This window comes from Methylophilus sp. (assembly GCF_052173275.1).
Taxonomy (GTDB): Bacteria; Pseudomonadota; Gammaproteobacteria; order Burkholderiales; family Methylophilaceae; genus Methylophilus.
The window spans coordinates 1,196,818-1,222,224 of record NZ_JBQMUL010000002.1; the positions used below are offsets into that span (position 1 = coordinate 1,196,818).

A 25,407-nucleotide genomic window follows, 5' to 3' on the forward strand; every position below is an offset into this window, starting at 1 on the left:
CCTGCAGAAAAAGCGGAAACAGTGCCACATGCACTGTTCAATGCTTTCAATTCGGTATAGCCAGTATAAATGTTGACCCAATCCGGGTCAGGGTGTTACTTGGTTTAAAGCGTTAAACGCAATCGCAACTGGATTCCAGAAAACGATGTAGCTCAAGAATGGCTTTTTTATGCTCCTGCGCTTTTTGTGAAGCTTTTGAAGCACTCACATCAGCCACAGTGTTCAAGCCTGGGGAATAAATTTCGTCAGTTAAAATATGGATAGACGAAGCGGGTTGGTAAGATTCTACAATTTGCATTTCAATTTTCCTTTTGGGATTCAATATTTCCAGTACGACATGACGAATTGTGTTCGTCGTGTCTGTGGCGACAAAATTAACAAAAAGTTCCTGATTGAGCAAAGGGTTAAATAATAAAGTGCCCAATTTGGTCCTGTTATGATGCTGTATTTGCGCCGCTACAACATCAAAGCAAACATGATGCCATGTTTGCCTACTGTAACGCGCAACGATGACCAATGGATGACAGCAGCGTCAGCACTTAAAAACTAAAAGCCAAATACGTCAATATTTCGTAAAATAACGGCTGGTTTGATAAAAAATGAAGAGTGGGATGCAAATTTTTGTGAATGGGAATGTCATGCAGCTGCCATCCGAGGCGATGACAGTGCTGGCCCTGGTGGAACATATGCAGTTGACCGGAAAACGTATCGCGGTGGAGCGTAACGGTGATATCGTGCCCCGCAGCCAATTTCCGGCGGTACACCTGCAAGGGGATGACAAGCTGGAAATCGTTGGCGCCGTCGGTGGCGGTTGAGCCAAACGTCAATCTGCTGCAACCAAAGCCCTGCTTTGCGAATCCTATCAATTTAGAGAATACATGACATGAGTGATGCACTGGTAATTGCCGGTAACAGTTATCAATCCCGCCTGCTGGTAGGGACTGGTAAATATAAAGATTTTGCGGAAACGCGCGCGGCGATTGACGCCAGTGGGGCTGAGATCATTACGGTCGCCATCCGGCGTACCAATATTGGCCAGAATGCCAACGAGCCTTCACTGCTGGATTATTTGCCGCCTGCGGAATTTACTTATTTGCCGAACACAGCCGGGTGTTATAGTGCAGATGATGCGGTGCGTACCTTGCGCCTGGCACGCGAACTCCTGGATGACCACAGGCTGGTCAAGCTTGAAGTGCTCGGTGACCCGAATACCTTGTACCCGAATGTCACAGAAACCCTGGCAGCTGCCAAAACCCTGGTGAAAGAAGGATTTGACGTCATGGTGTATACCTCTGATGATCCGATTATCGCCAGGCAGCTGGAAGACATCGGCTGTGTGGCCGTGATGCCGCTGGCGTCACTCATAGGTTCCGGCATGGGGATACTGAACCCATGGAACCTGCAAATCATTATCGAGAGCGCCAAGATCCCTGTGCTGGTGGATGCCGGTGTCGGTTGTGCTTCGGATGCTGCTATTGCCATGGAGTTAGGCTGTGCCGGTGTGTTGATGAATACTGCGATTGCGGCTGCACGTGATCCGGTACTCATGGCCAGCGCCATGAAAAAAGCGGTCGAAGCAGGGCGCGAATCATTTTTAGCGGGGCGGATGGCGAAAAAACTTTATTCTGCCAGCCCCAGTTCTCCCACCACAGGCATGATAGGGTAAATGTGACGGATAGCGGCTTATACGCATGTGAGGTGTCGGTGATTACCGAGTATCTACAGGACCAATCTTCCCCGGAAGCAGGACAGTATGTCTATGCCTATACCGTGACTATCCGGAATGCCGGCACCACCGCGGCGCAACTGATCAGCCGCCACTGGGTGATCACCGATGCCATGCAGCAGGTGCGTGAAGTCAAAGGCCTGGGCGTCATCGGTGAGCAACCGTTGCTGGCGCCGGATGCCGAATACAAATATACCAGCAGCGTGATGTTCAATACGCCCAGCGGCGAGATGTACGGCACCTATCAAATGGTAGCCGTCGATGGCCATTGGTTTGAAGTCGATATCCCCACTTTTTGGCTGCACCAGGCTGCGGGCTTGCATTAGCGCTGAAAAATCAGGGCTGAAAAAGAATTAAAGTTAAATGACTGAAACGAAGTGAATGGGTGCGACATTGGTTGATGGTTTAGTGGCAAGACAAAAATTCAGCATGCGCCAGTTCGGGCTGCTGGTCTGCATATTGTTGCTGGCTGGCTGCCAGTCCGCTGCACCTCTCCCGCCAAAAAAATCTCCACCCAAAGTCCCGGGAAGTGTGCCGGTGGTGCCGCAGAAGCCAGACGCCTCTTCAGTCGATCAAAAGCCACCTACCCAGCCATACGCACTGCTGAAGCCAGTCAGTTGGGCAGAAATGCCTGGCATGGAAAATGAAAACTGGCCTGCCAGCTGGTCGGCATGGTTACAAAGCTGTCAGGGGCTAAAGAAAAAGCCTGACTGGCAAACGGTGTGTATGGCGGCGCAAACGGTGAAGGCTGATGACGCCACCTCTATACAGACTTACTGGCAGCAGTATTTCAATGTCTATGCCACACAACAAGTAGATGGCGCGCCGCAAGGGTTAATCACCGGTTATTATCAGCCGGTATTAAAAGGGGCGAGAGCTGCCAGCGAACGTTTCCCGGTGCCTCTGTATAAAGTGCCTGCTGACCTGATCACGGTCAACCTGTCCAACTTGTTCCCTGACCTGAAATACAAGCGTGTACGTGGACGTGTACAAGGCCAAACATTAGTGCCTTATTACACACGTACCGACATTGATCAACAGCAGTCGCCCTTGCTGGGCAATGAGTTGCTGTGGGTGAATGACGCTGTAGAAGCATTCTTCTTGCAGGTGCAAGGCTCTGGCATTGTAGAGCTGGAAAACGGCGAGCGTGTGCCAGTCGGTTATGCAGACCAGAATGGCCATCCCTATCAGTCGATAGGCAAAGTGCTGGTCGAGCGGGGTGAGTTGACGGCCAGTGAGGCTTCCATGCAAGGCATTAAAACCTGGGGCCAGCAGCACCCTGAGCAATTGCAAGGGTTGCTCAATACCAACCCCAGCTATGTATTTTTTAAATTATTACCCACAGGTTTATCCGGCCCGCTGGGCGCGCTTGGTGTGCCGTTAACGGCAGCCCGCAGTATCGCCGTCGATCCCTTCTATATTCCCTTAGGCGCGCCTGTATTTATGGCGACAACGCAACCCTACCCCAATACCGAAACGCCCCTACAACAGTTGATGCTGGCGCAGGATACCGGCGGCGCAATCAAGGGCGGCGTGCGCGCTGATATCTATTGGGGCGAGGGTGAGGCTGCCGGCAAGCTTGCAGGTGCCATGCGCCAGCAAGGGCAATTGTGGGTCTGGCTACCTAAAACCTTTAAGCTTCCTCAGCAGTGACTGCCATGCACCGCGAGCACTATTGCGATGACGCTGGCTGGCTGGCAACACCAATCGCCAAGCATGCTTTGCGCCCGTGGCTGCAGGAGCGCGGCTCACTCACTGCGCGCCTGAAACGGCATTACGCGGATTTTTCTGTACAGTTGTTACGTGAGTCGTGGAGCAAGCCGCATATAGATGAAAGGCAGCTGCTGCAATTGCCGCTGACCACCCAGGCTTGGGTGCGGGAAGTGTGGCTGATGGGCGATGGGCAGCCGCGTGTGTTCGCGCATAGTGTAATTGCGCGCAAGGACTTGCGCGGACCCTGGTATGGTTTGCGCAAAATGGGACGCTTGCCTTTGGGCGCGGCCTTATTTGCCAACCCGGCCGTCGAAAGAGGCGTGCTGCATTTCCGTAAGCTGTCTCCCGCGCATCCATTGTACAAAACAGTCTCAAAACATTTGCCATCGATGTCGCGCCAGCCTTTGTGGGCGCGGCGATCATTATTCTGCCTGCAACGTCATCACCTGTTGGTGACAGAAGTATTTTTACCAGCTTCTGCCAATCAGACGGATGCTTTGATAAAGAGGGTGGAATAAAGCAATGTTGTCGCTGGCAAAATGGAATGCCTACTACCGCCTGACACGGCTGGATAAGCCTATCGGTATCTGGCTATTGATGTGGCCGACGTTGTGGGGCCTGCTGGTCGCCGGGCTAGGCAAGCCAGACCTGCGTGTCGCTGCCGTGTTTGTGCTGGGCACACTCCTGATGCGCTCGGCAGGTTGTGCACTGAATGATATTGCTGACCGACACTGGGATGGCGCGGTGGCCCGTACGCGCTTGCGCCCGCTGGCAACTGGTGAAATCTCCGTGAAAGAGGCCTACCTGATAGCGCTTGGCCTGGCGTTGATCGCTTTTGTGTTGGTGTGTACATTGGGGTGGCGAGTGGTGGCCTGGTCGGTACCCGCTTTGTTTCTAGCCATCAGCTACCCTTACACCAAGCGCTTTTTAGCTATCCCGCAAGCCTATCTGGGCGTGGCATTCGGTTTTGGTATCCCGATGACGTTTGTCGCCTTGCAAGGGCAAGTGCCTGCGCTGGCCTGGTGGTTGTTGCTGGCGAATGTGAGCTGGTCGGTCGCTTATGATACTGCCTACGCCATGGTTGATCGGGACGATGATCTTAAAATCGGTATCCGCTCTTCGGCCATTACTTTTGGGCGCCTGGATGTGCTGGCGATCATGGTCTGCTTTGTGGTCATGCTGGTCATTCTGGCCAAGGTGGCGTGTTCTCTGGGCTTGGGGTGGCCATTCTGGTTAGGCTGGGGTGCGGCAGTCATGTTGATCCTCCGCCAGTATCAACTGATTCGCACACGGCATCCCGGGCAGTGTTTTAAAGCATTTCTGGAAAATGTCTGGATCGGTGCGGCACTAACGGCCGGGTTGGCGTTTGCGTACTGGCTAGGCTGATTTGCGCACGGTCGCAGGCGCATCCAGTTCGAATGTGAAATCGGTCCAGTACTGGAATGGTGTCTGGTCTACCGGTGCCAGCACATAGATATCGCCGGACAATTTTTGCAACTCGCGCAAGTTATCCTGCATGGAATCTGCTTCTGCTGACGGCTTGACTGATGGTTGAGACGTAGGCAGATTCTGCGTCTGGCAGGCGATCTCTTTCAACATCATCAATTCTTCAAAGATACAGCGCTCAAACCCCATGCGTGGCACCAGGCGGGTGTTGTATACCAGGTCATCAATCAGCGAAATCACCTGCGGCGTACCCCAGGTCTGCTGCAGGGCTTTCATAATGCGCGGGTAAGATTCTATGCCCTGCTGTTTAAAGTCGGGATTGCGCTCAACGCTGAGGTTGAAATGTTTCCGGCAATCCGCGGCGACGATGTCAAAGTCCTGCTGCTTGCCTTCCTTGGATAATAAATCAAGTAAGTAAAGCCACATCCACGGCGACGATTTAGGGTGCCTGTATAAATGTTGCTGTAAGTGCTCAATCGCCTGATTGATGCGGCCATGCGTAAATAAACGCGAGGCATCTTGCATAACGGCGTTGGTGCTTTGCTGTGAGCTGACTTTTTGTGGTGCACTGCTCAGTGAAACCGCATCGTCATTGGCATGCATGGGGACTGGTTGCAGCCTGCCAGCCGCCGGCTGGTAAGGTGATTGTGTGTGGGGCGCCTGATGATTACCGGTAGGTATTGCTGACGGGTGCTGTGTCGGCGCATGGCTATGCGGTGGCTGAGTATTGCCCGGTTGCGACTGGCTGCCAGGTGCTTTCGCTTTTTCGCGCACTTTAGGCGTTTTAGGCACGGCCGCATGTCGGCGTAGCCAGTCGGCAAAGAAATAACCGGTGATGATAAGTGCCAGGCTTAACGTCAGCACCAATGTGCGCAATAAGTGGTTTTCATTCTGCAACTGGGTCAGTTGCTGTTTCATTGACGTTAGAATGCTGGCCTGGGCAAGATTGCTGGCGTAAAGAATGTCTGATTTTTTTTGTAATTGTTTAAAGTCTGTTTGCAAGGCATTAATTTGTTGCTGCAAGGCATCGTATGCTTCGGCTGGAATGACCGGGCTTGCTGTGGCTGGTTCAGCCAATATCGCTGGCTGCGCCGGTGAAGGTGTTTGAACAGGCGTTTCTGTGGATGTTACCTCAGGAGCGGTTAGCGCAGTGACTGCCGATGCTGGGGTCGTCACTGTGTTGTCCGCCTGGATGGTAAAGGTCTGGCTGTGATGTAGGCAGCGATCTATCAGCGTAAGCCTCAGCGGGCCTGTAATGGCATTGTTAGACCATAACATCAGCACGCCTTGCTGGCTGCCTAATGTGGTGTATTCAAGCTGGATAGGGTCCGTGGCCGGTGGCTGTTGCAGTGTGAAGCAACTGATATCGGCGTTAGGGTGAGCTTGGTCAATAGGTAGTTGTGCCAGAAAAGGCTGTCCTGGCGCAGATTCGATACTAAGTGCATTCATCTCAGCGGCATATGATGCCGGTACCAGGCCGAAAATAAATAAGCCTAGCAGTAAAGCAGGTAATCGCAACCGGAAAGCCGTTGCGTAGTGTTTACTTTTTTGTTTTTGCTTGTGAGTGCCAAAAAGCATGATACAAGAATATCGTTTTTTTAAATTGAGCTTGCACAGAAACTTAATGAATGGCCTAATATAACACTTGGCTGAAGAAAGTCCCTAAAAATCAAAGGGAAAACGCCAGAATTTAAAGTTTTTTCGAATAATTTGCATATTTGACGAGACTAAAGCCGGCATGGCTGCTATCTGTCCTGCAGATTGTTATCTGTTCAGATCCAACGATTCTTTTTCGGATTAATTCGTTGACAAGCTTTCTCAAGCTGGCTTATAATCCGCCCTCTTAATTTACACGCTATAACTCGGTAGTTATAAAATGAAAACATTTTCAGCAAAATCGCATGAAGTTCAACGTGATTGGTTCGTGATCGACGCCACAGATTTAGTCTTGGGTCGTCTGGCCAGTGCTATTGCCCATCGCCTGCGCGGTAAGCATAAAGCTATTTACACCCCACACGTAGACACTGGTGACTACATCGTTGTCGTGAATGCGGACAAAATTAAAGTAACTGGTAACAAGGCTGGTGGTAAGTTGTATCACCGTCACTCCGGTTATCCAGGTGGTATTACAACCACTACATTCTCCAAAATGCAGGACCGTTTCCCAGGTCGCGCGTTGGAGAAAGCGGTTAAAGGCATGTTACCAAAAGGTCCTTTGGGCTATGCCATGATCAAGAAAATGAAAGTGTATGCTGGTGACAAGCATGAGCACATTGCTCAGCAACCGCAAACATTAACCATCTAATATTAGACGATTAGGATAAAGCATGATCGGTAAATACAACTATGGCACAGGCCGCCGCAAAAGCTCCGTGGCACGTGTGTTCCTGAAGTCCGGTAGCGGCAACATCGTAGTAAACGACAAGCCTGTTGACGTTTATTTCTCACGCGAGACATCTCGCATGATTTTGCGTCAACCACTGGAATTAACTAACAACACCGGTACTTTTGACATTTTGGTCAACGTGCATGGCGGTGGTGAATCCGGTCAGGCTGGTGCAGTACGTCACGGTATTACCCGTGCCTTGATCGACTACGATACCGCTTTGAAGAGCGCCTTGTCTCACGCTGGTTTCGTGACACGTGATGCCCGTGAAGTTGAACGTAAAAAAGTTGGCCTGCGCAAAGCGCGTCGCCGGAAGCAATTCTCCAAACGTTAATTTCACGTTTGTTACAAAGAGAGTTGTGCAAAAAGGTCGCATTGGCGGCCTTTTTCATTTATTGTTTTACCTCTTCTCAATAAATTGCAAGTTTCTGAATAACACGCGAGTCTGGTTGAAGTCTATGGAAAAAATTAAAGTCGGCATTGTGGGTGGTACCGGATATACCGGTGTCGAATTATTGCGGTTACTGTCACGGCATCCAGAAGTGCAATTGCAAGTCATCACCTCGCGCGGCGAAGCTGGCTTGCCCGTGGCTGACATGTTCCCAAGCTTGCGTGGCGTGGTCGATCTGGCGTTCAGTGATCCGGCAACCATCGATTTAACCCAGTGTGATGTAGTGTTTTTTGCCACGCCGCATGGCGTTGCCATGAGCCAGGCGCCTGCGCTAGTCGCCGCGGGTGTGAAGGTCATTGATCTGGCAGCAGATTTCCGCCTGCAAGATGCAGTCGAATTTGAAAAATGGTACAAATTGCCGCATAGCTGTACCGATGTTTTGCAGCAGGCTGTGTATGGTCTAACAGAACTGTATGGTGAACAGGTAGCCCAGGCACAAGTGATTGGTAATCCTGGCTGTTATCCAACCACCGTGTTGCTTGGATTAGCACCACTGTTGGAAAATGGCTGGATTGATTATGCAGTGCCGATTATTGCGGATGCCAAATCCGGTGTCTCCGGCGCAGGCAGGAAAGCTGAAGTCAGCACCTTGTTCTCCGAAGCCAGCGACAATCTCAAAGCCTATGGTGTTGCCGGGCACAGGCATCATCCTGAAATTCTGGCGCAATTGAAGAAACTCTCCGGTAATGATGCGGTCAATCTAATCTTTGTGCCTCATCTGATTCCCATGATCCGCGGTATGTTGACCACCTTGCATGTAAAACTGAACGCTGAGGGTAGCAAACAGGTATTGCAGCAGGTCTATGAGCAACGTTACCAGAATGATTATTTTGTCGATGTGATGCCAGCAGGTGCTTTGCCGGAAACGCGGTCGGTACGCGGTTCCAATGTTTTGCGGATGGCTTTGTATCCACAGGCAAATGATTATGTCACAATCGTTGTGGTGCAAGACAACCTGGTAAAAGGTGCTTCAGGACAGGCGGTTCAGAATATGAACCTGATGTTTGGCCTGGCGTCAGATACCGGTTTGCAAGTGTTGCCATTATTGCCATAATGATACGACCTATACGCAGAAGACTAAGAAACCATTTTGGATTAACCGCCAAGCAAGTTGCAGTGCGCTCACACCGGCCCTGGTATTTTCAGGGCATACTGGCGGTGATCAACTTATTGCTTGGCTTTGCGTTGGCCTACTGGGCGCTGCATGATGATAATAGTGACTATGTGCGCCAGCGTTTGAGCCAGGTCACCTCAGAAAATATAGAGCTACAGAAAAAGTTAATTGCATCGCAGCGTGAATTGCAGGTAGAGCTGGCCACCAGCAACAACCTGGCAAAAACACTGACCGCGCAGCAGGATGAAAACATCAAACTGAAAGAAGAATTGGTGTTTTACAAGAAAATAACCAAGCGTTAACTGCATGCATGATGTGAGCTTGTGCAGGCGTTAGCAGCGATAAAAGTTAGGAAGTGCCATGTTTTTCAAAAAAAGCGTTCATATCGACAGCCATATTGATACTTTAGTGGGTCATGAGACCCAGATACATGGCAATATGCAATTTGCCGGTGGCCTGCGCGTAGATGGCCTGATTGCAGGTAACGTGATTGAAAAGCGTGAGCACCCGAGCACCTTGATTATCAGTGAAAATGGCACCATTAACGGCGCGGTCGAAGCGTCTAAGGTGGTATTGAACGGATTGATACGCGGACCGGTGAAAGCTTCGGTCTTTATTGAATTGCAAAGCAAGGCACGTATTGTGGGTGATTTGTATTACAAATCACTGGAAATGCATACCGGCGCGGTGATTGAAGGCAAGTTGATTTATCTGGGTGAACAGCCGCCAGAAGTGACTGTTCCCGAATTGACTTGAAATATATTATTTCGCCGCCATATTGGTTTTGAGAGTTTGACAGGAGTCTATGATGACCGCAGAAGCTATGATTGATATTGAAATGCCAACCCCGTTGGTTTTTACCGATAATGCCGCCAAAAAAGTGAAAGAACTGATTGATGAAGAAGGCAGCCCTGACCTGAAATTGCGCGTGTTCGTGAGCGGTGGTGGATGCTCAGGCTTTCAGTATGGTTTCACCTTTGAAGAAGAGGTGAATGAAGACGATACACAAGTCGACAAGGATGGCGTCATCTTGTTGATAGACCCGATGAGCCTGCAATACCTGGCTGGTGCAGAAATCGATTACACCGATAGCCTGCAAGGGTCGCAGTTTGTGATTCGTAATCCGAATGCCACCACGACTTGTGGTTGCGGTAGCTCTTTCTCAGTTTAAGGCTCGCTAGCCTAAACTGATTGTTAGCTCGAACAGTTTCAAATAAAAAACGCCGGAAATTTCCGGCGTTTTGTTTTTTACAGGCGAATGACTAGCGTTGATGCAGCGGCACAAACTCCCGGCGCGTTTCACCGACGTACAATTGGCGCGGGCGGCCGATTTTCTGTTCCGGGTCTGCGTTCATCTCACACCATTGTGAAATCCAGCCGGCAGTCCTTGCCAGCGCAAAAATAGCCGTGAACATGGAGTTAGGAATGCCCATCGCGCGCATGACGATGCCGCTGTAAAAATCGACGTTAGGATACAGTTTGCGAGAGACGAAGTATTCGTCTTCCAGGGCAATCTTCTCCAGTTCCATCGCCAGTTTGAACATAGGGTCATCCTGCAGCCCCAGTTCATTCAATACTTCGTGGCAAGTCTTGCGCATGATAGAGGCGCGCGGATCCATATTGCGATAGATACGGTGGCCGAAGCCCATCAGGCGGAAGCTGTCGGTTTTGTCTTTGGCGCGATTGATGAATTCGCCGATACGGCTGATGTCGCCCATCTCTTCCAGCATGTTCAGCGTGGCCTCGTTAGCACCGCCATGCGACGGGCCCCACAGCGAGGCGATGCCAGCCGCGATACAGGCAAACGGGTTGGCGCCACTGGAACCTACCAGGCGGACGGTAGAGGTCGAAGCATTCTGTTCATGGTCTGCATGCAGGATCAAAATGCGTTCAAACGCACGCGCCAGGATAGGGTTAGGTACATACTCCTCACACGGCGTGGCAAACATCATGTGCATGAAGTTTTCGGCGTAGCCCAAATCGTTCTTCGGGTACATGAACGGCTGGCCCATATTGTATTTGTAGCTCCAGGCGGCGATGGTAGGCACTTTGGCCAGCAGGCGCATCGCTGCGCGCTTGCGTGACTCAGGGTTGGTCACATCATTGTTGTCCGGGTAAAACGCGGCCATCGCACCCACCACGGCAATCATGACTGCCATCGGATGTGCGTCGCGTCTGAAGCCGCGGAATACATTGCTCATCTGGTCGTGCAGCATGCTGTTTTTGCGGATGGCACGCCCAAACTCTTCACTCTGAGTGGCATTGGGTAACTCACCATGCAGCAGCAAATGGGAGACTTCAAGGAAATCACAATTCTCGGCCAGAGTTTCGATAGGGTAGCCACGGTAATACAGCAGCCCTTCTTCGCCATCAATAAAGGTGATGCCGGAATCACACGCCGCCGTGGACATAAACCCGGGGTCATAAGTGAAAATCCCATGTTTGCCCAGGCTGCGGATGTCTATGACATCGGTGCCTAACGAGCCTTTCAAGATTGGGAGTTCAATCGCGGGGGTGTCGTTGTCAAAAGAAATGGTCGCTTTGGTTGCCATGACATGCTCAAAATAGATAGACGGGGTTAAGGCTAAATTATACGCAATGAACTCTTAAAAAGCGCACTTGCCGGGAGATTGACAGTGAAAACACAGAAAATGCCACTAAAACATGCACCAGTATTAACCTTGCACATGGTGCAGTTGCACTGCATAAGTGAAAAACCAGCTAAAAAAGAAATACCTTATGCAGGGTAGATGGCGCCGAGGATACGCGGTCCTTGCGCGCCAGTGACTGCTGGCAGGTTACCGCTCAGGCCATCGACACAGCGTTGCGCCAGCCAGGCAAACGCGACTGCTTCTACCCAGTCTATATCCACGCCCAGTGTGTCGGTGGGTTCAATAGTGCAGTCAATCAATGCGGATAATCTATGCATCAACAGGCCATTGTGCGCGCCGCCGCCACAGACATAGGCTTCTTTGATATCAGGGCAAAAGCGCCTGATCGCGTCGGCGATGCTGATTGCGGTCAGTTCTAGCAAGGTGCGGGCAATATTCTCCGGACGATCATTGATCGCCTGTAAATGTTGTGCCAGCCAGTGCTGGTTAAATAGATCCCGCCCTGTGCTTTTAGGCGCAGTTTGCGCCAGATAAGGCTCAGCGAGCATGGCTTGCAACAAGGTGCTATTCACCTGGCCGCTAGCAGACCAGTCACCGTTGGCATCATAAGCCTGGCCGGTATGCTGCTGTGTCCATTGATCCAGCAACATATTGCCGGGGCCGGAATCGAAACCTGTCACCTGCCCATCCACCGGTAGCCAGGAAATATTGGCGATGCCGCCGATATTGATAATGGCGCGATTTTTGGTCGGGCTGGCAAATACTGCCTGGTGAAAGGCAGGTACCAAAGGCGCTCCCTGGCCGCCCGCAGCAATATCGCGGCTACGGAAATCCCCGATCACAGCAATCTGCGTCAGTTCCGCCAGCCGGGCGTGGTTGCCGATCTGCAAGGTGTAGGCTTGTCCGTCTGGCAGGTCAGGGCAGTGGCGTATGGTTTGTCCATGGCAGCCAATCGCGGTGATCGCCGATGCTGGTAATCCGCTTTGCTGCAAGACTTTCTGCACCGCCGTTGCATAAAGCGCTGCCAGTGTGTTGGCTATGACGGCTGCTGCATGCAACTCATTCGTCGCAGAGTGATGCAAGTCCAGCAGCGTTTGTTTGACCGCGGCTGGATATGGCACAAATGCCTGGTTGATCTGTTGGATATCATCACCCGTGTACGCCACCAATGCGGCATCGACACCATCCAGGCTGGTGCCAGACATAATGCCAATAAAATAACGGCTAGTGTGGGCGGTTGACTGCGTATTCATAGGTCCACATGGTAACACTGTGCCGGGATATGCCTACAGTTAAGCGGCAGATTACGTTAAAATAGTCGCTTTCATTTTAACCGCTGCTATGCGATACCAACTCGGCCACGCAGCAGACAGAATCGTATTTATGACAGACGCAAAACCCTCTTCTGAAGCCATCAGCCCGGAAATTGCTAAAGCACTCGCTATTATCAGGCGTGGTGCAGATGAGCTGCTGATTGAGCAGGAGCTGATAGAAAAACTTAAAACCGGCAAGCCGTTACGTATCAAGGCTGGCTTTGACCCGACCGCACCTGATCTGCATCTTGGGCATACCGTGTTGATCAACAAATTGCGCCAGCTGCAGGATCTGGGTCACCAAATATTGTTCCTGATCGGTGATTTCACCGGCATGATAGGCGACCCCACGGGCAAAAGCACCACCCGTCCGCCGCTCACCGTAGAGCAGGTTAAAATCAATGCCGATACCTATGCCGAGCAAGTGTTTAAAATATTGGACCCGGCCAAGACAGAGATCGTGTTTAACTCCAAATGGTTGAGCGAGTTGGGTGCGGCAGGCATGATCAAGCTGGCAGCCAGTCATACCGTTGCACGTATGCTGGAACGCGATGACTTCTCCAAGCGTTTTAAAGGCAATCAGCCGATTGCCATCCACGAATTTCTCTATCCGCTATTGCAGGGTTACGACTCGGTTGCCTTGCAATCAGATTTGGAGCTGGGCGGCACTGACCAGAAGTTCAATCTGCTGATGGGGCGCGAGCTGCAAAAGCAGGCGGGTCAGGCGCAGCAGTGCGTGCTGATGATGCCATTGCTGGAAGGCCTGGACGGCGTCAATAAAATGTCCAAATCCTTGGGCAACTATATCGGGATCAGCGAAGCGCCAGAGAGTATTTTTGCCAAGATCATGTCGATCTCGGACGAACTGATGTGGCGCTATATTGATTTGCTGTCTTTCGCATCGCTGGAAACCATTGCAGAATGGAAAGCAAGCATCGCCAATGGCGAAAATCCGCGCAATATCAAAGTCGGCTTCGCGCAGGAAATCGTGGCCCGTTTTCACGGCCAGGCGGCGGCTGAAAAAGCACTGCTAGATTTCCAGACGCGTGCCAAAGGCGGTATCCCGGATGACGTGCCGGAAATCGCAGTGACGATAGAAGGTGACAGTATTGGTATCAGCCAGTTATTGAAGCAGGCTGGCCTGGTAGAAAGCACCAGTGAAGCCATGCGTGCCATCCAGCAAGGCGGCGTGAAACTTGATAGCGTCAAGGTCGAAGACAAGAACCTGCAATTGGCAAAAAGCGTCGTGGTTGCCCAGGTGGGCAAGCGCAAATTCGCCAGGATCACGATTCAATAATCGTCGCCCTTGTAAAAATAAAAGGCCGCTTGATCAGCGGCCTTTTTAATTCTCGAAACAATTAAAGTTAAAGCGATTTGCGCAAATTCGCTGGCGGGATACTCAGTGATTCACGGTATTTGGCTATCGTCCGCCGCGCCACCACGATGCCTTGTTGCGCGAGGGTGTCGGTGATCTGGTTATCAGACAGCGGTTTTTTCGCGTTCTCTTCTGCCACCATTTGCTTGATCAGTGCCCGGATGGCCGTGGCTGAGCAGGAACCACCTGCATCGGTCGCGACTGAACTGCCAAAGAAGTATTTGAGTTCATAAACACCACGTGGAGTGAGCATGTACTTGTGCGTGGTGACACGTGAAACGGTGCTTTCATGTAAATCCAGCTCTTCTGCGATTTCACGTAATACCAGCGGGCGCATGGCGATATCGCCGTGCTCAAAAAAGTTACGCTGCCTGTCTACAATCGCTTGTGACACGCGCAAAATGGTCGAGAAACGCTGCTGTATATTCTTGATCATCCACTTGGCTTCCTGCATCTGGCTTTGCAGATATTGGCCTGAGCTTTCGCGGTTGCGTTTGAGGATATCGGCGTACATCTGGTTGATGCGCAGTTTCGGGATCACGCCATCATTCAGGGTAGCGACCCAGATACCTTTGATCTTTTTCACCACCACATCATGCTGGATGAAGTGGTCATGACTAAAGTTGGAGAACTCGCTGCCCGGCCTGGGGTTTTGCTGGCGGATCAGTTGCTGTGCGCCTTTGAGTGAGGCTTCATCGCAACCGAGTTGTTTGCGCAGTTTGATAAAGTCTTTATTGGCCAGTAGCGCCAGATGGTCTTTGACCAGGGCGATGGCGACTTTCAGGTAAGGGGTGCTTGCTGGCAGGGCATACAGTTGCAGTAACAGGCATTCACGCAAGTCGCGGGCGCCTATGCCTATCGGGTCCAGATTCTGGATCAGCTTGAGTGCCGTTTCCAGTTCCAGCAAATCGACTTCCAGTTCCAGTGGCAGGTTCTCAACTACCTCCTGCAGATCCTGTTCAAGATAGCCATCGTCATTAATACTGTCCAGCAGCAGTTTGACCAGGCTCATATCGCGATGCGACAGGTGCGCCAGTTGTATCTGGTCTATGAGATGGTCACGCAGGCTGATGTTAGTGGCATCCTGACGCGAAAAATCACTGTCTTCATCATCATTGTTGTTGCGACCTGCTTCATCCCAGTTGCTGGTGCTGCCAAACTCGCCGTAGTCATCTTCAAACTCCGGCGGGGTGAATTCTTCATTCAGGTTGGGCAATTCACCTTCGTTGCCGCTGAGGTCATCGCGCAACTCTTCACGCAAGGTGTCGGCTGGCGAAGGGATGTCTTGCTGCTGCATGGCAACATCAAAAGAACTGGCGTCTTCGACTTCGGCCTGCGCCGATAACGGGGCGTCGGGCGTATTGTCTTCAAATTCACCTTCTTCATTATTATCGGCCATCTCGAGCAAGGGGTTTTCCTGCAAGATGGCTTCCAACTCCTGGCTCAGTTCCAGCGTCGACAGCTGCAACAGACGGATAGACTGCTGCAACTGCGGCGTCAGTGCCAGGTTTTGCGACATGCGTAATTGCAGGTTTTGCTTCATAACGAATTACAGCCTAAAGTTCTTGCCCAGATAGACTTCACGCACACCTTCATTCTGAATGATTTCATCGGGCGTGCCGGCCGCAAACACTGCGCCTTCGTTCACGATGTAGGCGCGGTCACAGATATCCAGCGTTTCACGGACGTTGTGGTCTGTAATCAGGATGCCGATATTCTGGCTGCTCAAATAACGGATGATTTTCTGGATCTCTATCACTGCGATCGGGTCGATCCCGGCAAATGGTTCATCCAGCAAAATAAATTTAGGGTCAGTGGCCAGGCAACGGGCGATTTCAACACGGCGGCGTTCACCACCGGACAAACTGACCGCCTGACTGTTGCGGATATGCTGGATATGCAACTGATCCAGCAGCGACTCCAGTTTGGCTTCGCGCTCTTCGGCGGTATAAGGACGGGTTTCCAGGATAGACAGGATATTATCGGTTACCGTCATTTTGCGGAAAATCGAGGCCTCTTGCGGCAAGTAGGCCAGGCCCATGCGCGCGCGTTCATGCATGGGCGCATGGCTGACATCGGTGCCATTCAGGGTGATGTGGCCGTCATCGAGGGCGACCAGGCCGACGATCATATAAAAGCTGGTAGTTTTGCCTGCCCCGTTCGGACCCAGTAAGCCTATGACTTCGCCGCTATGCAACTCCAGCGTTGTGTTCCTGACGACTGTGCGACCCTGGTAAGCTTTTTTTAAATGGCTGACGCGTAAATGGCTATTATCTGGTGAAGCAGTTGTTTGCATATTGCCAGTCTTTACTGTGGTTCTTTCTTGGGTTCGTTGGCTGCCGGTTCAGTCCTGAGCTGCAATGAGCGGTTCATGCGCAGCCCTTGCTGTGCATTGGCTTTATTATCGATCACAGGCGGCGTTGTTTTACTCTTGGGTTGAATGATAGCCTTGACCCGGCTGTTGGCAGTGCCATTAGGGTTGGCTTTGGTGCCACCAATCACTTCTGCATATTCGGCATTGGCGTCGTAGCTGATGTAATCACCGGTGACGATGTCTTCTCCACGTTTGACCCAGGCATTGGTATACAGTTGCACTTTATCCATGCGGCCATTGTATTCAATACGCTGGCCACTGCCTTGCATCCACTCGTTTTTACCGGTGCGCTTCTGCTTGAAGGTGGTTGGCGTGCTTGGGCTGCCGATACAGGTGCTATGCTGGAACCCGTCCTGGTCTTCGCGGACAATCATTTTGTCTGCCTTGATTTGCAGGGTGCCCTGGTTAAGGATGACATTGCCGGTATAGGTGCTGATCTTTTTTGCATCGTTGACACTCACAGTGTCGGCTTCCAGCTCGATCGGTTGTTCACGGTCAGACTCTTCAGCCCTGACAGCGCCAGTCCAATGCAACAGCGTACCCAGTACCAGGCAGGCCACATAAAATAATTGCTTGTGCGTTTTCAACTCATCTCTCCAGAATCATCGATCCTTGATCATTAGCCTTTGTCAGGCGTGGTTTTCTTTTTTGTTTTGGCCGGTTTGGCGGCAGGCAGTGCATTCACTGGCTCCGGCGCGCGCTCATAATGTACATGCACCCGGTTATATAATTGCATGGTTTCTGATTTTTTATCAAAACGCATGCCAGTACCTGTAACCACGCTACCCGGTTGCTGGTGGATGGTCACCGGTAAATCGGTATAGGCGATATCCGTGTCCGGTTCCACAAATAACTGTTCTGTCTTTAATTGCATCTCACCTTTTTCAGCAGTCGCCTGGCGTATCACTTTGACCTGTTTTACAAACTCCACCAGTTTACCATTGCCGGATATTTTGCCGCGCTGCCCATAAATCTGGGTGTAAGGCATATTTTCGCCAAACTGGGTAAACCGCGGGCGGTCCAGTTCGGTATAGTCGCTGTCCGGGTAATGGCGCATTTGCGCCGCAGCCAGCACATATTTTGTACGGCCACTGGCGTCGGTACGCGTGCTGACAAAGTTATACAGCATGTAATCCGGCGCATTGCGATTGATACTGGTCATGCGCGAGGCTTCCTCCTGTACTGTCTGGTTGATCCAGAAGGTCAGCAGTGCCAGAAACAGCATCAGGCCTATCGGCAGCAGGATCGGATATTTAAGCATGGATATTCACCCCGATCAGCCTAGACCACTTTCGCTTTCAGCAAGTCATGCATGTTAAATGCGCCTGCCAATTGCTGCTCTTCATCGACTGCCAGAAAACCATTGATCCTATGGTGTTCCATCAGGCTCACTGCTTCAACAGCCATTTGCTGTATACCCAGCAATTTGGGCTGATGACTCATGACGCTGGTGATAGGCGCCTGAGGGTCGGTCAGGCCTTGCACAAACAGGCGGCGTACATCACCATCTGTAAACACGCCGACCGGGTTTTGTGCCGCATTGACAATGGCGGTGAACCCCATGCCTTTGCTGGTGATTTCCTGGATGGCTTGCTGCACCGTTGCGTTTTCTTTCACGCTGGGGATCGCATCGCCGGTGCGCATCACATCTTTAATCCTGATCAGCAGACGCCGCCCCAGGCTGCCGCCAGGGTGTGAGTGGGCAAAATCTTCTGCGGTGAATTCACGCAGTTCCAGCACACATAAAGCCAGTGCATCACCCAGAGCCAGTGCTGCAGTGGTGCTTGCTGTCGGCGCCAGGCCAAATGGGCAGGCCTCATGGCTGACGGCCGCACTCAAATGCACTTGCGATTCACGCGATAAGGTTGAGTCTTCGCTGCCGGTGATACTTAAAATCCGCGCACCCAGGCGGCGGATCGCAGGCAGGATATTGATGATTTCATCGCTTTCACCTGAGTTGGAAAGCGCAATCACCACATCTTCTGCCGTAATCATGCCCAGGTCACCGTGGCTGGCTTCAGCCGCATGCATAAAAAATGCCGGGGTTCCGGTGCTGGCAAAAGTGGCGGCGATTTTGCCGCCGATATGGCCGGATTTCCCCACGCCAGTCACCACGACACGGCCACGGCAATCCAGAATCATATGTACCGCAGCTTCAAACGCAACGCCTAAGCGTCCTGCCAGCTGGCGGATTTCATCTGCTTCGTGCAATAACACATTGCGCGCTTTTTCCACGATGTCAGAACTTTCAGCAAGTTTGACACCTGATTTTGCTATACTCATGGTCGCTAAGTATAGCAAGTGACCGCCCCGGCAAGAAAGCAAAACACGGCTTTTTTAATGATTTTTTAATATCAGGCACATTTTTTGCATTAAACAAAGATTTGTGGCAGCATAATTAACCTGACACAATCCAGATTCATAATAAATAATTGGCCACGCGGTGTGTTTTCGTTAACAGTTTAGCAACGTGGTCTGAATTAATTGCTTTAGAACTTTTGCATGTTTGACTCCCTAATCCATTTACTTTTATTGCTCACCAGTTCGGTATTCGCCGTCGGTTTGTTCCGCATATTGGGTCTGCCCGCGATACTGGCTTACTTCGCCATCGGCATTGTGCTCGGTCCGCACGCGCTCGGCCTGCTCGAGGATGAAGAAACCGGTCGCCAGGTGGCGGAGTTCGGCATCGTGTTCCTGATGTTTAGCATAGGCCTGGAGTTCAGTCTGCCCAAGTTATATGCCATGCGCAAAACCCTGTTCGGCCTGGGCGGCGGACAAGTCATCCTGACGCTGCTGGTTAGCCTGCTGCTAGGCAAGGTCGCCGGCTTAAGCCTGACAACTGCCTTTATTATCGGCGCCGCACTGACCATGTCCTCCACCGCCATCGTTTCCAAGATCCTGATGGAACGCGTAGACCTTAACTCCCGCCACGGCCGGCTCAGCATAGGTGTATTGCTGTTCCAGGATCTGGCCGTGATCCCTATCCTGGTGTTGATCCAGACACTGGGCGCGCATAGCAATAACTGGCTGGATGTGCTGGGCCTGACGCTGCTTAAATCCTCAATCCTGTTATTCCTGCTATTCAAATTCGGCAAAAACATCCTCAACTTCTGGTTTGAACTGGTGGCCAAGCAACGTTCGCGCGAACTGTTTGTATTAAACGTGCTGATGGTCACTTTATTGATGTCTGCAGCCACCAATTTTGCTGGTTTGTCCTACGCGCTGGGTGCGTTTGTCGCCGGGATGTTGATTTCAGAAACCAAATACCGGTACCAGGTGGAATCCGACATCGCGCCTTTCCGCGATATCTTGCTTGGCTTGTTCTTTATCAGTGTGGGTATGCTGCTGGATGTCAGGGTGATCCTTGAGCATGCTGGCTTGATTGTTTTGCTGCTTGCGGTATACCTGCTGTTCAAGATCGCGCTGATTGCTTTCCTGACCAAGTTCTATGGTTTTGAAATGGGCGTCGGCGTGCGTACCGGCATTATTTTGGGGCAGGCGGGTGAGTTTACATTCGTGATCCTGGCACTGGGGTTACAAACACATTTGATTGATGGTGATGCCTTGCAGCTCGTGTTATCCGTTGCCGTGCTTTCCATGCTGGTGGCCCCGTTTATTATCCAGTACAACGGCCGCATCGCGCGCTACCTGGTCAAAAGCTATACCCGCAACAGTATCAAAGGCGTCGATACCATACAGGAGCATAGCCAGGAGCTATCGGATCACGTCATTATTTGTGGCTATGGCCGTAGCGGCCAATACCTGGGTCGTTTCCTGCGCGAAGAGAATATCCCCTACGTGGCGCTGGATATGGATGCCAGCCGCGTGCAGGAAGCCGCTTCTGCCGGTGAAAATGTGATCTATGGCGACGCCAGCAGACGCTCAGTGATGGAAGCGGCAGGCTTGGCACGCGCCAAAGCCGTCATCATCAGTTATGCCGAAACGCGTGCTTCGATGAAGGTGCTGGACGTGATCAAAGAACGCCATCCTAACCTGCCGGTGATCGTGCGCACGCATGATGACAGCGAGATGGATGAGTTGCGCGCGGCCGGTGCGGCCGAAGTGGTGCCCGAAATCCTTGAAGGCAGCCTGATGCTGGCCTCGCATGCGCTGGTCACCCTGGGTGTGCCGCTGAACCGTGTGGTGAAACGTATCCGCCAGTTCCGCGAAGAGCGCTACAAAATGTTCAAAGGTTACTTCCGCGGGGTCAGTGACGCCGATGCTTCAACCGCTTCGTTACCGCAGCTGCATTCGGTAGAAATGTATAAAAACTTCTATGCACACGGTTTGCGGCTGGATCATATCCCGTTTGAAGATTTTGCCGTTGAAGTCAAACAATTGCGCAGGCCTAATATGCCAGAGCCCATCGTCCCACGCGGGGATATCGTATTAGGCGAACGCGATGTGCTGGTGCTGCTAGGCAGTAATGCTGCCCTGATCGCCATGGAAGTCTATCTGATCTCCGGCCGCAAGCCTTAAATCATCTCCCTCTTGATTCCAAACAGGCTGCTAACCGTGTACAGTTGGCAGCTTGTTTGGATTTAGTTAGCACGCGTTTTTTCCTGAAAAATTCATTATGGCAAACACTTCGGTAGTGGTCGTCGGTGGTGGCATCGTCGGCTGTTTAACCGCCATGCAATTGCGCAAACAAGGCCATCAGGTCACGGTAGTCGAGCGCAATATCATCGCCGCCCAAACCTCGGGCGAATCCTCGTGGGCCGGGGCAGGCATCGCATTTCCGCTATTGCCATGGTTCTATCAGGACGTAGTCAACGAGTTAGCGCTGGCAGGTGCCAGGGCTTACCCCGCCATCAGCGGCGAGCTATACGCAGAAACCGGCATAGACCCTGAATGTATCCAGAGCGGCATGCTGATCCAGCCGCCGTTTGAACGCGAACAGGCGTTGGCTTGGTGTGCAAAGTTTGGCCTGGCAGTAGAACCGCAAGGTGAAAACCTGCTCATCCCCGAAGTGGTACAAATCCGTAATCCACGCTTGTTGCAATCCCTGAAAGCCTGGTTGATCAAACACGGTGTCACCCTACGCGAGCAAACCCGCTTAATGCCATTGCCAGAAGGGCAGTCGCCCATCAATGGCTGGCAAACCACCGAAGGCGAAACCTTGCATGCGGATACCTTCGTCGTCACTTCCGGCGCCTGGAGTTTCGAGCTGCTGGAACAAACGGCCCTCACGCTTGATATCAAGCCCATGCGTGGGCAGATGTTGTTATACCAACTGCAACCCGGCCTGTTGCCGCATATCGTTTATCGGGATGGTTTTTATATGTTGCAACGCGCGGATGGCCATTTGCTGGCAGGCAGTAGCCTGGAAGATGTGGGTTTTGATACCGGTGTCACCGAAAGCATGCGCGAGGAAATGCAGGCCAAGGCAGAGGCCATATTGCCAGCGTTGCGTGGGCAAGCCATTATCAAACACTGGAGCGGCCTGCGGCCGGGGACGCCGCATAATATTCCGATGATAGGGCGGCATCCGCAGATTGAGAATTTGTATTTGAATACCGGGCATTTCAGGTATGGGGTGACGATGGCGCCGGAGTGCGCGCGCAGGATAGTAGCGTTGATTTCGTGACGTGTGAGCCATTGTGTAGCAGGGTAATCACTGTGGCCAGCGTTACGGTTGGTTTATGCAGACAATTGGTCTGCCCTGCAATAGAATGCACTCTCACTCGTCATTCTGGCGAAGGCCAGAATCCAGGCAAGGTTCATGCATCACTTTGTTACAGCAGAGAACAAGTGTTTAATTTACTAGATGTTTAAATCGGTAATTCTTCGGGTGCTTCAGCATTCGATTTCGCTGCTCAATTGCCCCATTCCTTTTCGCCTCTAGGCGAGTGACTTTTCTTTGCTTGCCCAAAGAACAAGTCACCAAAAGAAAGGGCACCCTAGCTTCCGCTTGTTTCCTGCGTTGCTCGAAGTAGGACTTTCGTCCGTTGCTTTGCCGGACTTAGGCATAAGCGGTCGCGAAACTCGCCCTAGCGGCTTGCACACAACGCAAGCCACTGCGGAACTCAGACAGTCGCTCCCTTCCTCCTTATTTTGCCTGCGCTACTCGGCGCGTCAGATAGGGGCCCGATTAAAACCACCACGATGGAAGATTGTTTAATTGCACTACAAGAAGGGCGCTAAGGGACTTCTTTAACTTCTAAAAACATGAAAGCTCCACAAACCAATTCAATTGCTTTGTTGGGCTTTCATGCTTTGCTTTATTATTTTGCTTTATTGCTGTGTTCTATTTCAATGGTCGAGCGGGCGGCAATGAATGTGAGAGTTCTCACTAAAGTAACCGCGTTGTGATTTTAATGGGCCCCTATCTGACGCGCCGAGTAGCGCAGTCAGCGTGGGAGGTTTCGGCCAGCGGCTGTTCGAGTTCCGCAACAAGCCACGGTGTGTGTGGCTTGTCAGGGCGAGTTTCGTTGGACGCCCACTTTAAGTCCTGCAAAGCAATGGACGAAAGTCCTAGGATGAGCAACGCAGGAAACAAGCGGAAGCTAGGGTGCATTTCTTTTGGTTACGTTTTCTTTATGCAAGCAAAGAAAAGCAACGCTGCAATAGAGCGCTGAACCATCCAAAGAAATACCTATTCAAACCTCCCGACAGATTTTTCAATGGTTGACTAAATCTAGTCAAACTAAAAAAGGAAGTTTCTTCCTAAATCATTTTCCTACAAAGCCCAGAGACAACATGTTGCTTCGATCATAAAAAATCTTAATTACCATTTCCCTCAGTGGCTATCCAGTCTCCACTCTTGCCACCATGTTTCTCCAACAATCGTATCCCCTGCATCACCATGCCACGATCAACCGCTTTACACATATCATAAATGGTCAACAAACCGACCTGAACGGCAGTCAATGCTTCCATTTCCACTCCGGTTTGCCCGGTTGTTTCGCATTGCACCCGGCAAATCACGCTGTGATTCACCTCATCAGTTACAAAGCTCACGTCCACACGACTTAGGCTAAGCGGGTGACACAACGGGATCAGGTCGCTGGTTTTTTTGCTTGCCTGGATGGCAGCGATCCGCGCGATTCCCAGCACATCGCCTTTTTTGGCGTTGCCTTGCAAAATGGTTTGCAGCGTGGCCGCTTGCATGTGAATACGACCTTCAGCGATGGCGACACGTTTACTGTGCGCTTTGTCGCCGATATCGACCATATGGGCGTGGCCCTGGGCGTTGAAATGCGTTAATTCGGACATGGTGAAAAATGATGAACTCAGGCGGTGAAGTCGTTATCATAACAAGTTTGGCTCAGCGGTTTATATTGATCCGGGAATAATGTCGTTTAAGGAAACGCTTTTTCGCTCACAGACTCATGGTTTTTCATCCATTTAAATATGTTGATCGGCACCCGCGCCTGGTAATCAGGCGCTGCGTGGTGGCATTGGCTTTGATGATGCCATCGGGTTTCCCCATGCTGGCAGAGAGTGCGGTGGGCCAGTTTTCCGGCAAGCCTTACGAGCCCGACCTGGACTTGAGTTTGCCAGCGGATTCTTCCAATCAGTTGCCTGAACTGGGCGATGCATCGCAAACCGTGCTGTCGGCGCGCGATGAGGAGAAGATCGCTAACCAGATACTCAAGCAGGTGGCGACCAGTGAAGATGTACTCGATGATGCCGAAGTGACTGATTATTTGCAGGCGTTGGGCATGCGGCTGGGGGCCAGTAGCCCGGACAAGCAACAGAAGTTTTATTTCTTTGTATTGCAGGAAAGAAGCATCAACGCGTTTGCCATGCCAGGCGGTGTGATTGGCGTGCATACGGGGTTGTTCACTTCTTCTAATAGTGAATCGGAGTTGGCCAGCGTATTGGGGCATGAGATCGGCCATGTCACACAGCATCACCTGGCACGTATGCTGGCGTCACAAAAATACGATATGTTTAAAAATATTGCCGCGACTGCGCTGGCGTTGCTGGTGATGCGCTCGAATCCGCAAGCGGGTATGGGAGCGATGACGGCGGCGTCTGCTGCGGGCATTCAGCGACAGATCGATTACACGCGTGAACATGAGCGGGAAGCTGACCGCGTGGGGCTGACCATTTTGCAGGATGCGGGTTTTGATGTGCGCGCCATGCCGGCTTTTTTTAATACCTTGCAGCGTGCCACCCGTTTTTCTGACGGCAATATGCCCAGTTATTTACGTACCCACCCGATGACCAGTGAGCGCATCGCCGATATGGGTAACCGCGTGCAAAACCTGCCTTATAAGCAGGTGAGTGAAAACCCGGCTTTTTCATTGATGCGGGCAAAAATCCGCGCGTTTGAAGGGGCTCCTACGCAAATGGTGGAGGAGTTTAAAAATAATCTGGAGGAAGGCCGCTTCCAGAATGAACAGTCAGAGCACTACGGGCTGGCGTATGCTTATTTGCGTGCGAACCAGGCGAAAAATGCCCAGCAGCAAGTGCAATGGCTGGAACAGCATGGCATGGTCAGCCCTTACCTGGTGACATTAAAGGCACTGACTCTAGCAAAACTGGGGCAGGTCGCCGAGGCGGAGCAGCAGTTTGTGCAAGGGTTGCAAAAATATACGCAGCACCGGATGCTGGCACAAGGCGAAGCAGAATTACTGATCCGCAGTAATCAGTGGGCACAAGCAGTGACTTTTATCCAGAAACAGTTGTCCATGTTTCCTGAGGATCCAAAACTGTATGACTGGCTGGCAGCTGCTTATCAGGGCCAAGGCAGGCAAATGTTGCGGCATCAGGCACTGGGCGAGTCGTATGTGCGCAAATATGATCTGCCACGTGCGATAGACCAGTTCGATATCGCCAGCAAAGCGAAAGATGGTGATTTTTATCTGCAATCCAAGGTAGAGGCGCGGTTAAAGGCGCTCAGGCTGCAACAGGCGCGGGATAAAGATGATGATAAAAGCTGATAGGGG

Annotated in this window: 26 protein-coding genes; 16 read left to right on the top strand and 10 right to left on the bottom strand. The window is 51.6% G+C overall.

From position 1 onward, the window contains the following. Positions 1 to 112: 112 nt before the first annotated feature. Positions 113 to 298 carry a hypothetical protein gene (locus ACTS9Y_RS07145; protein ID WP_442585268.1) on the bottom strand — a complete coding sequence of 62 codons (186 nt, stop codon included), beginning with the start codon at positions 296 to 298 and terminating at the stop codon, positions 113 to 115. Positions 299 to 611: 313 nt separating this feature from the next. Between ACTS9Y_RS07145 and thiS the strand changes: the two genes are divergently transcribed. The 6 genes from thiS (at position 612) to ubiA (ending at position 4,825) form a co-directional block, all read left to right on the top strand. After that, positions 612 to 815, top strand: a complete 204-nt coding sequence (gene thiS / locus ACTS9Y_RS07150; protein WP_442585269.1) for a sulfur carrier protein ThiS — start codon at positions 612 to 614, stop codon at positions 813 to 815. Positions 816 to 883: 68 nt separating this feature from the next. Continuing rightward, entirely contained in the window at positions 884 to 1,666 is a 783-nt protein-coding gene (locus ACTS9Y_RS07155) for a thiazole synthase (protein WP_442585270.1), read from the top strand. A 2-nt stretch (positions 1,667 to 1,668) separates the two neighbouring features. After that, positions 1,669 to 2,052, top strand: a complete 384-nt coding sequence (gene apaG / locus ACTS9Y_RS07160) for a Co2+/Mg2+ efflux protein ApaG (protein ID WP_442585271.1) — start codon at positions 1,669 to 1,671, stop codon at positions 2,050 to 2,052. A 55-nt stretch (positions 2,053 to 2,107) separates the two neighbouring features. Beyond that, positions 2,108 to 3,379 carry a murein transglycosylase A gene (gene mltA, locus ACTS9Y_RS07165; RefSeq protein WP_442585272.1) on the top strand — a complete coding sequence of 424 codons (1,272 nt, stop codon included), beginning with the start codon at positions 2,108 to 2,110 and terminating at the stop codon, positions 3,377 to 3,379. 5 nt (positions 3,380 to 3,384) lie between these two features. After that, the gene (locus ACTS9Y_RS07170; protein ID WP_442585273.1) at positions 3,385 to 3,957 is read left to right on the top strand and encodes a chorismate--pyruvate lyase family protein; all 573 of its coding nucleotides are present in this window, start codon (positions 3,385 to 3,387) and stop codon (positions 3,955 to 3,957) included. Between the two features lie 4 nt (positions 3,958 to 3,961). After that, a complete protein-coding gene (ubiA, locus tag ACTS9Y_RS07175) occupies positions 3,962 to 4,825 on the top strand; it encodes a 4-hydroxybenzoate octaprenyltransferase (protein ID WP_442585274.1) in 864 nt (287 codons plus the stop codon). Here the strand turns inward: ubiA and ACTS9Y_RS07180 are convergent. Further along, on the bottom strand, positions 4,817 to 6,334 hold the full coding sequence (locus ACTS9Y_RS07180) for a type IV pilus assembly protein FimV (protein WP_442585275.1): 1,518 nt from the start codon (positions 6,332 to 6,334) through the stop codon (positions 4,817 to 4,819). The two genes, ubiA and ACTS9Y_RS07180, sit on opposite strands and share 9 nt — an antisense overlap. 427 nt (positions 6,335 to 6,761) lie before the next feature. Here ACTS9Y_RS07180 and rplM point away from each other — a divergent pair, with 427 nt between their 5' ends. The 6 genes from rplM to erpA all read left to right on the top strand — a co-directional run bounded on the left by rplM (position 6,762) and on the right by erpA (position 10,007). Then, positions 6,762 to 7,190: a 50S ribosomal protein L13 gene (gene rplM / locus ACTS9Y_RS07185; RefSeq protein ID WP_055828872.1), complete on the top strand. Its 429-nt coding sequence runs from the start codon at positions 6,762 to 6,764 to the stop codon at positions 7,188 to 7,190. A 22-nt stretch (positions 7,191 to 7,212) separates the two neighbouring features. Next, positions 7,213 to 7,605, top strand: coding sequence for a 30S ribosomal protein S9 (gene rpsI / locus ACTS9Y_RS07190; protein ID WP_379034087.1), 393 nt, complete (start codon positions 7,213 to 7,215; stop codon positions 7,603 to 7,605). Positions 7,606 to 7,729: 124 nt separating this feature from the next. Then, positions 7,730 to 8,776, top strand: coding sequence for an N-acetyl-gamma-glutamyl-phosphate reductase (gene argC, locus ACTS9Y_RS07195; protein WP_442585276.1), 1,047 nt, complete (start codon positions 7,730 to 7,732; stop codon positions 8,774 to 8,776). Between the two features lie 62 nt (positions 8,777 to 8,838). Continuing rightward, the gene (locus ACTS9Y_RS07200; protein WP_442585277.1) at positions 8,839 to 9,138 is read left to right on the top strand and encodes a hypothetical protein; all 300 of its coding nucleotides are present in this window, start codon (positions 8,839 to 8,841) and stop codon (positions 9,136 to 9,138) included. A gap of 58 nt (positions 9,139 to 9,196) precedes the next feature. Beyond that, positions 9,197 to 9,592, top strand: coding sequence for a bactofilin family protein (locus tag ACTS9Y_RS07205; RefSeq protein ID WP_442585278.1), 396 nt, complete (start codon positions 9,197 to 9,199; stop codon positions 9,590 to 9,592). 52 nt (positions 9,593 to 9,644) lie between these two features. Next, positions 9,645 to 10,007, top strand: a complete 363-nt coding sequence (gene erpA / locus ACTS9Y_RS07210) for an iron-sulfur cluster insertion protein ErpA (protein ID WP_442585279.1) — start codon at positions 9,645 to 9,647, stop codon at positions 10,005 to 10,007. 91 nt (positions 10,008 to 10,098) lie between these two features. Here the strand turns inward: erpA and gltA are convergent, their stop codons facing one another. Beyond that, positions 10,099 to 11,388 carry a citrate synthase gene (gene gltA, locus ACTS9Y_RS07215; protein ID WP_379058937.1) on the bottom strand — a complete coding sequence of 430 codons (1,290 nt, stop codon included), beginning with the start codon at positions 11,386 to 11,388 and terminating at the stop codon, positions 10,099 to 10,101. 185 nt (positions 11,389 to 11,573) lie between these two features. Further along, positions 11,574 to 12,701 carry an anhydro-N-acetylmuramic acid kinase gene (locus ACTS9Y_RS07220; RefSeq protein WP_442585280.1) on the bottom strand — a complete coding sequence of 376 codons (1,128 nt, stop codon included), beginning with the start codon at positions 12,699 to 12,701 and terminating at the stop codon, positions 11,574 to 11,576. A 130-nt stretch (positions 12,702 to 12,831) separates the two neighbouring features. Here ACTS9Y_RS07220 and tyrS point away from each other — a divergent pair, with 130 nt between their 5' ends. After that, complete coding sequence (gene tyrS, locus ACTS9Y_RS07225) at positions 12,832 to 14,058, top strand: tyrosine--tRNA ligase (RefSeq protein WP_442585281.1); 1,227 nt, start codon at positions 12,832 to 12,834, stop codon at positions 14,056 to 14,058. A gap of 67 nt (positions 14,059 to 14,125) precedes the next feature. Here the strand turns inward: tyrS and ACTS9Y_RS07230 are convergent, their stop codons facing one another. The 5 genes from ACTS9Y_RS07230 to ACTS9Y_RS07250 are packed head-to-tail and all read right to left on the bottom strand — an operon-like array spanning position 14,126 to position 18,793. Then, complete coding sequence (locus tag ACTS9Y_RS07230; RefSeq protein ID WP_442585282.1) at positions 14,126 to 15,679, bottom strand: RNA polymerase factor sigma-54; 1,554 nt, start codon at positions 15,677 to 15,679, stop codon at positions 14,126 to 14,128. 6 nt (positions 15,680 to 15,685) lie between these two features. Beyond that, on the bottom strand, positions 15,686 to 16,432 hold the full coding sequence (gene lptB / locus ACTS9Y_RS07235; protein WP_442585283.1) for an LPS export ABC transporter ATP-binding protein: 747 nt from the start codon (positions 16,430 to 16,432) through the stop codon (positions 15,686 to 15,688). An 11-nt stretch (positions 16,433 to 16,443) separates the two neighbouring features. After that, entirely contained in the window at positions 16,444 to 17,097 is a 654-nt protein-coding gene (gene lptA / locus ACTS9Y_RS07240; RefSeq protein WP_442585284.1) for a lipopolysaccharide transport periplasmic protein LptA, read from the bottom strand. Positions 17,098 to 17,129: 32 nt separating this feature from the next. After that, positions 17,130 to 17,771, bottom strand: coding sequence for an LPS export ABC transporter periplasmic protein LptC (gene lptC / locus ACTS9Y_RS07245; protein WP_442585285.1), 642 nt, complete (start codon positions 17,769 to 17,771; stop codon positions 17,130 to 17,132). Between the two features lie 20 nt (positions 17,772 to 17,791). Further along, the gene (locus ACTS9Y_RS07250; protein WP_442585286.1) at positions 17,792 to 18,793 is read right to left on the bottom strand and encodes a KpsF/GutQ family sugar-phosphate isomerase; all 1,002 of its coding nucleotides are present in this window, start codon (positions 18,791 to 18,793) and stop codon (positions 17,792 to 17,794) included. A gap of 219 nt (positions 18,794 to 19,012) precedes the next feature. Between ACTS9Y_RS07250 and ACTS9Y_RS07255 the strand changes: the two genes are divergently transcribed. Both ACTS9Y_RS07255 and ACTS9Y_RS07260 read left to right on the top strand, forming a co-directional pair. Then, a complete protein-coding gene (locus tag ACTS9Y_RS07255; protein WP_442585287.1) occupies positions 19,013 to 20,989 on the top strand; it encodes a cation:proton antiporter in 1,977 nt (658 codons plus the stop codon). A 97-nt stretch (positions 20,990 to 21,086) separates the two neighbouring features. Beyond that, positions 21,087 to 22,097: an NAD(P)/FAD-dependent oxidoreductase gene (locus ACTS9Y_RS07260; RefSeq protein ID WP_442585288.1), complete on the top strand. Its 1,011-nt coding sequence runs from the start codon at positions 21,087 to 21,089 to the stop codon at positions 22,095 to 22,097. A 1,136-nt stretch (positions 22,098 to 23,233) separates the two neighbouring features. Here the strand turns inward: ACTS9Y_RS07260 and moaC are convergent. Continuing rightward, positions 23,234 to 23,725, bottom strand: a complete 492-nt coding sequence (gene moaC, locus ACTS9Y_RS07265) for a cyclic pyranopterin monophosphate synthase MoaC (RefSeq protein ID WP_442585289.1) — start codon at positions 23,723 to 23,725, stop codon at positions 23,234 to 23,236. A 194-nt stretch (positions 23,726 to 23,919) separates the two neighbouring features. Here moaC and ACTS9Y_RS07270 point away from each other — a divergent pair, with 194 nt between their 5' ends. Beyond that, positions 23,920 to 25,401 carry a beta-barrel assembly-enhancing protease gene (locus ACTS9Y_RS07270; protein WP_442586917.1) on the top strand — a complete coding sequence of 494 codons (1,482 nt, stop codon included), beginning with the start codon at positions 23,920 to 23,922 and terminating at the stop codon, positions 25,399 to 25,401. The last annotated feature ends 6 nt before the right edge of the window (positions 25,402 to 25,407 follow it).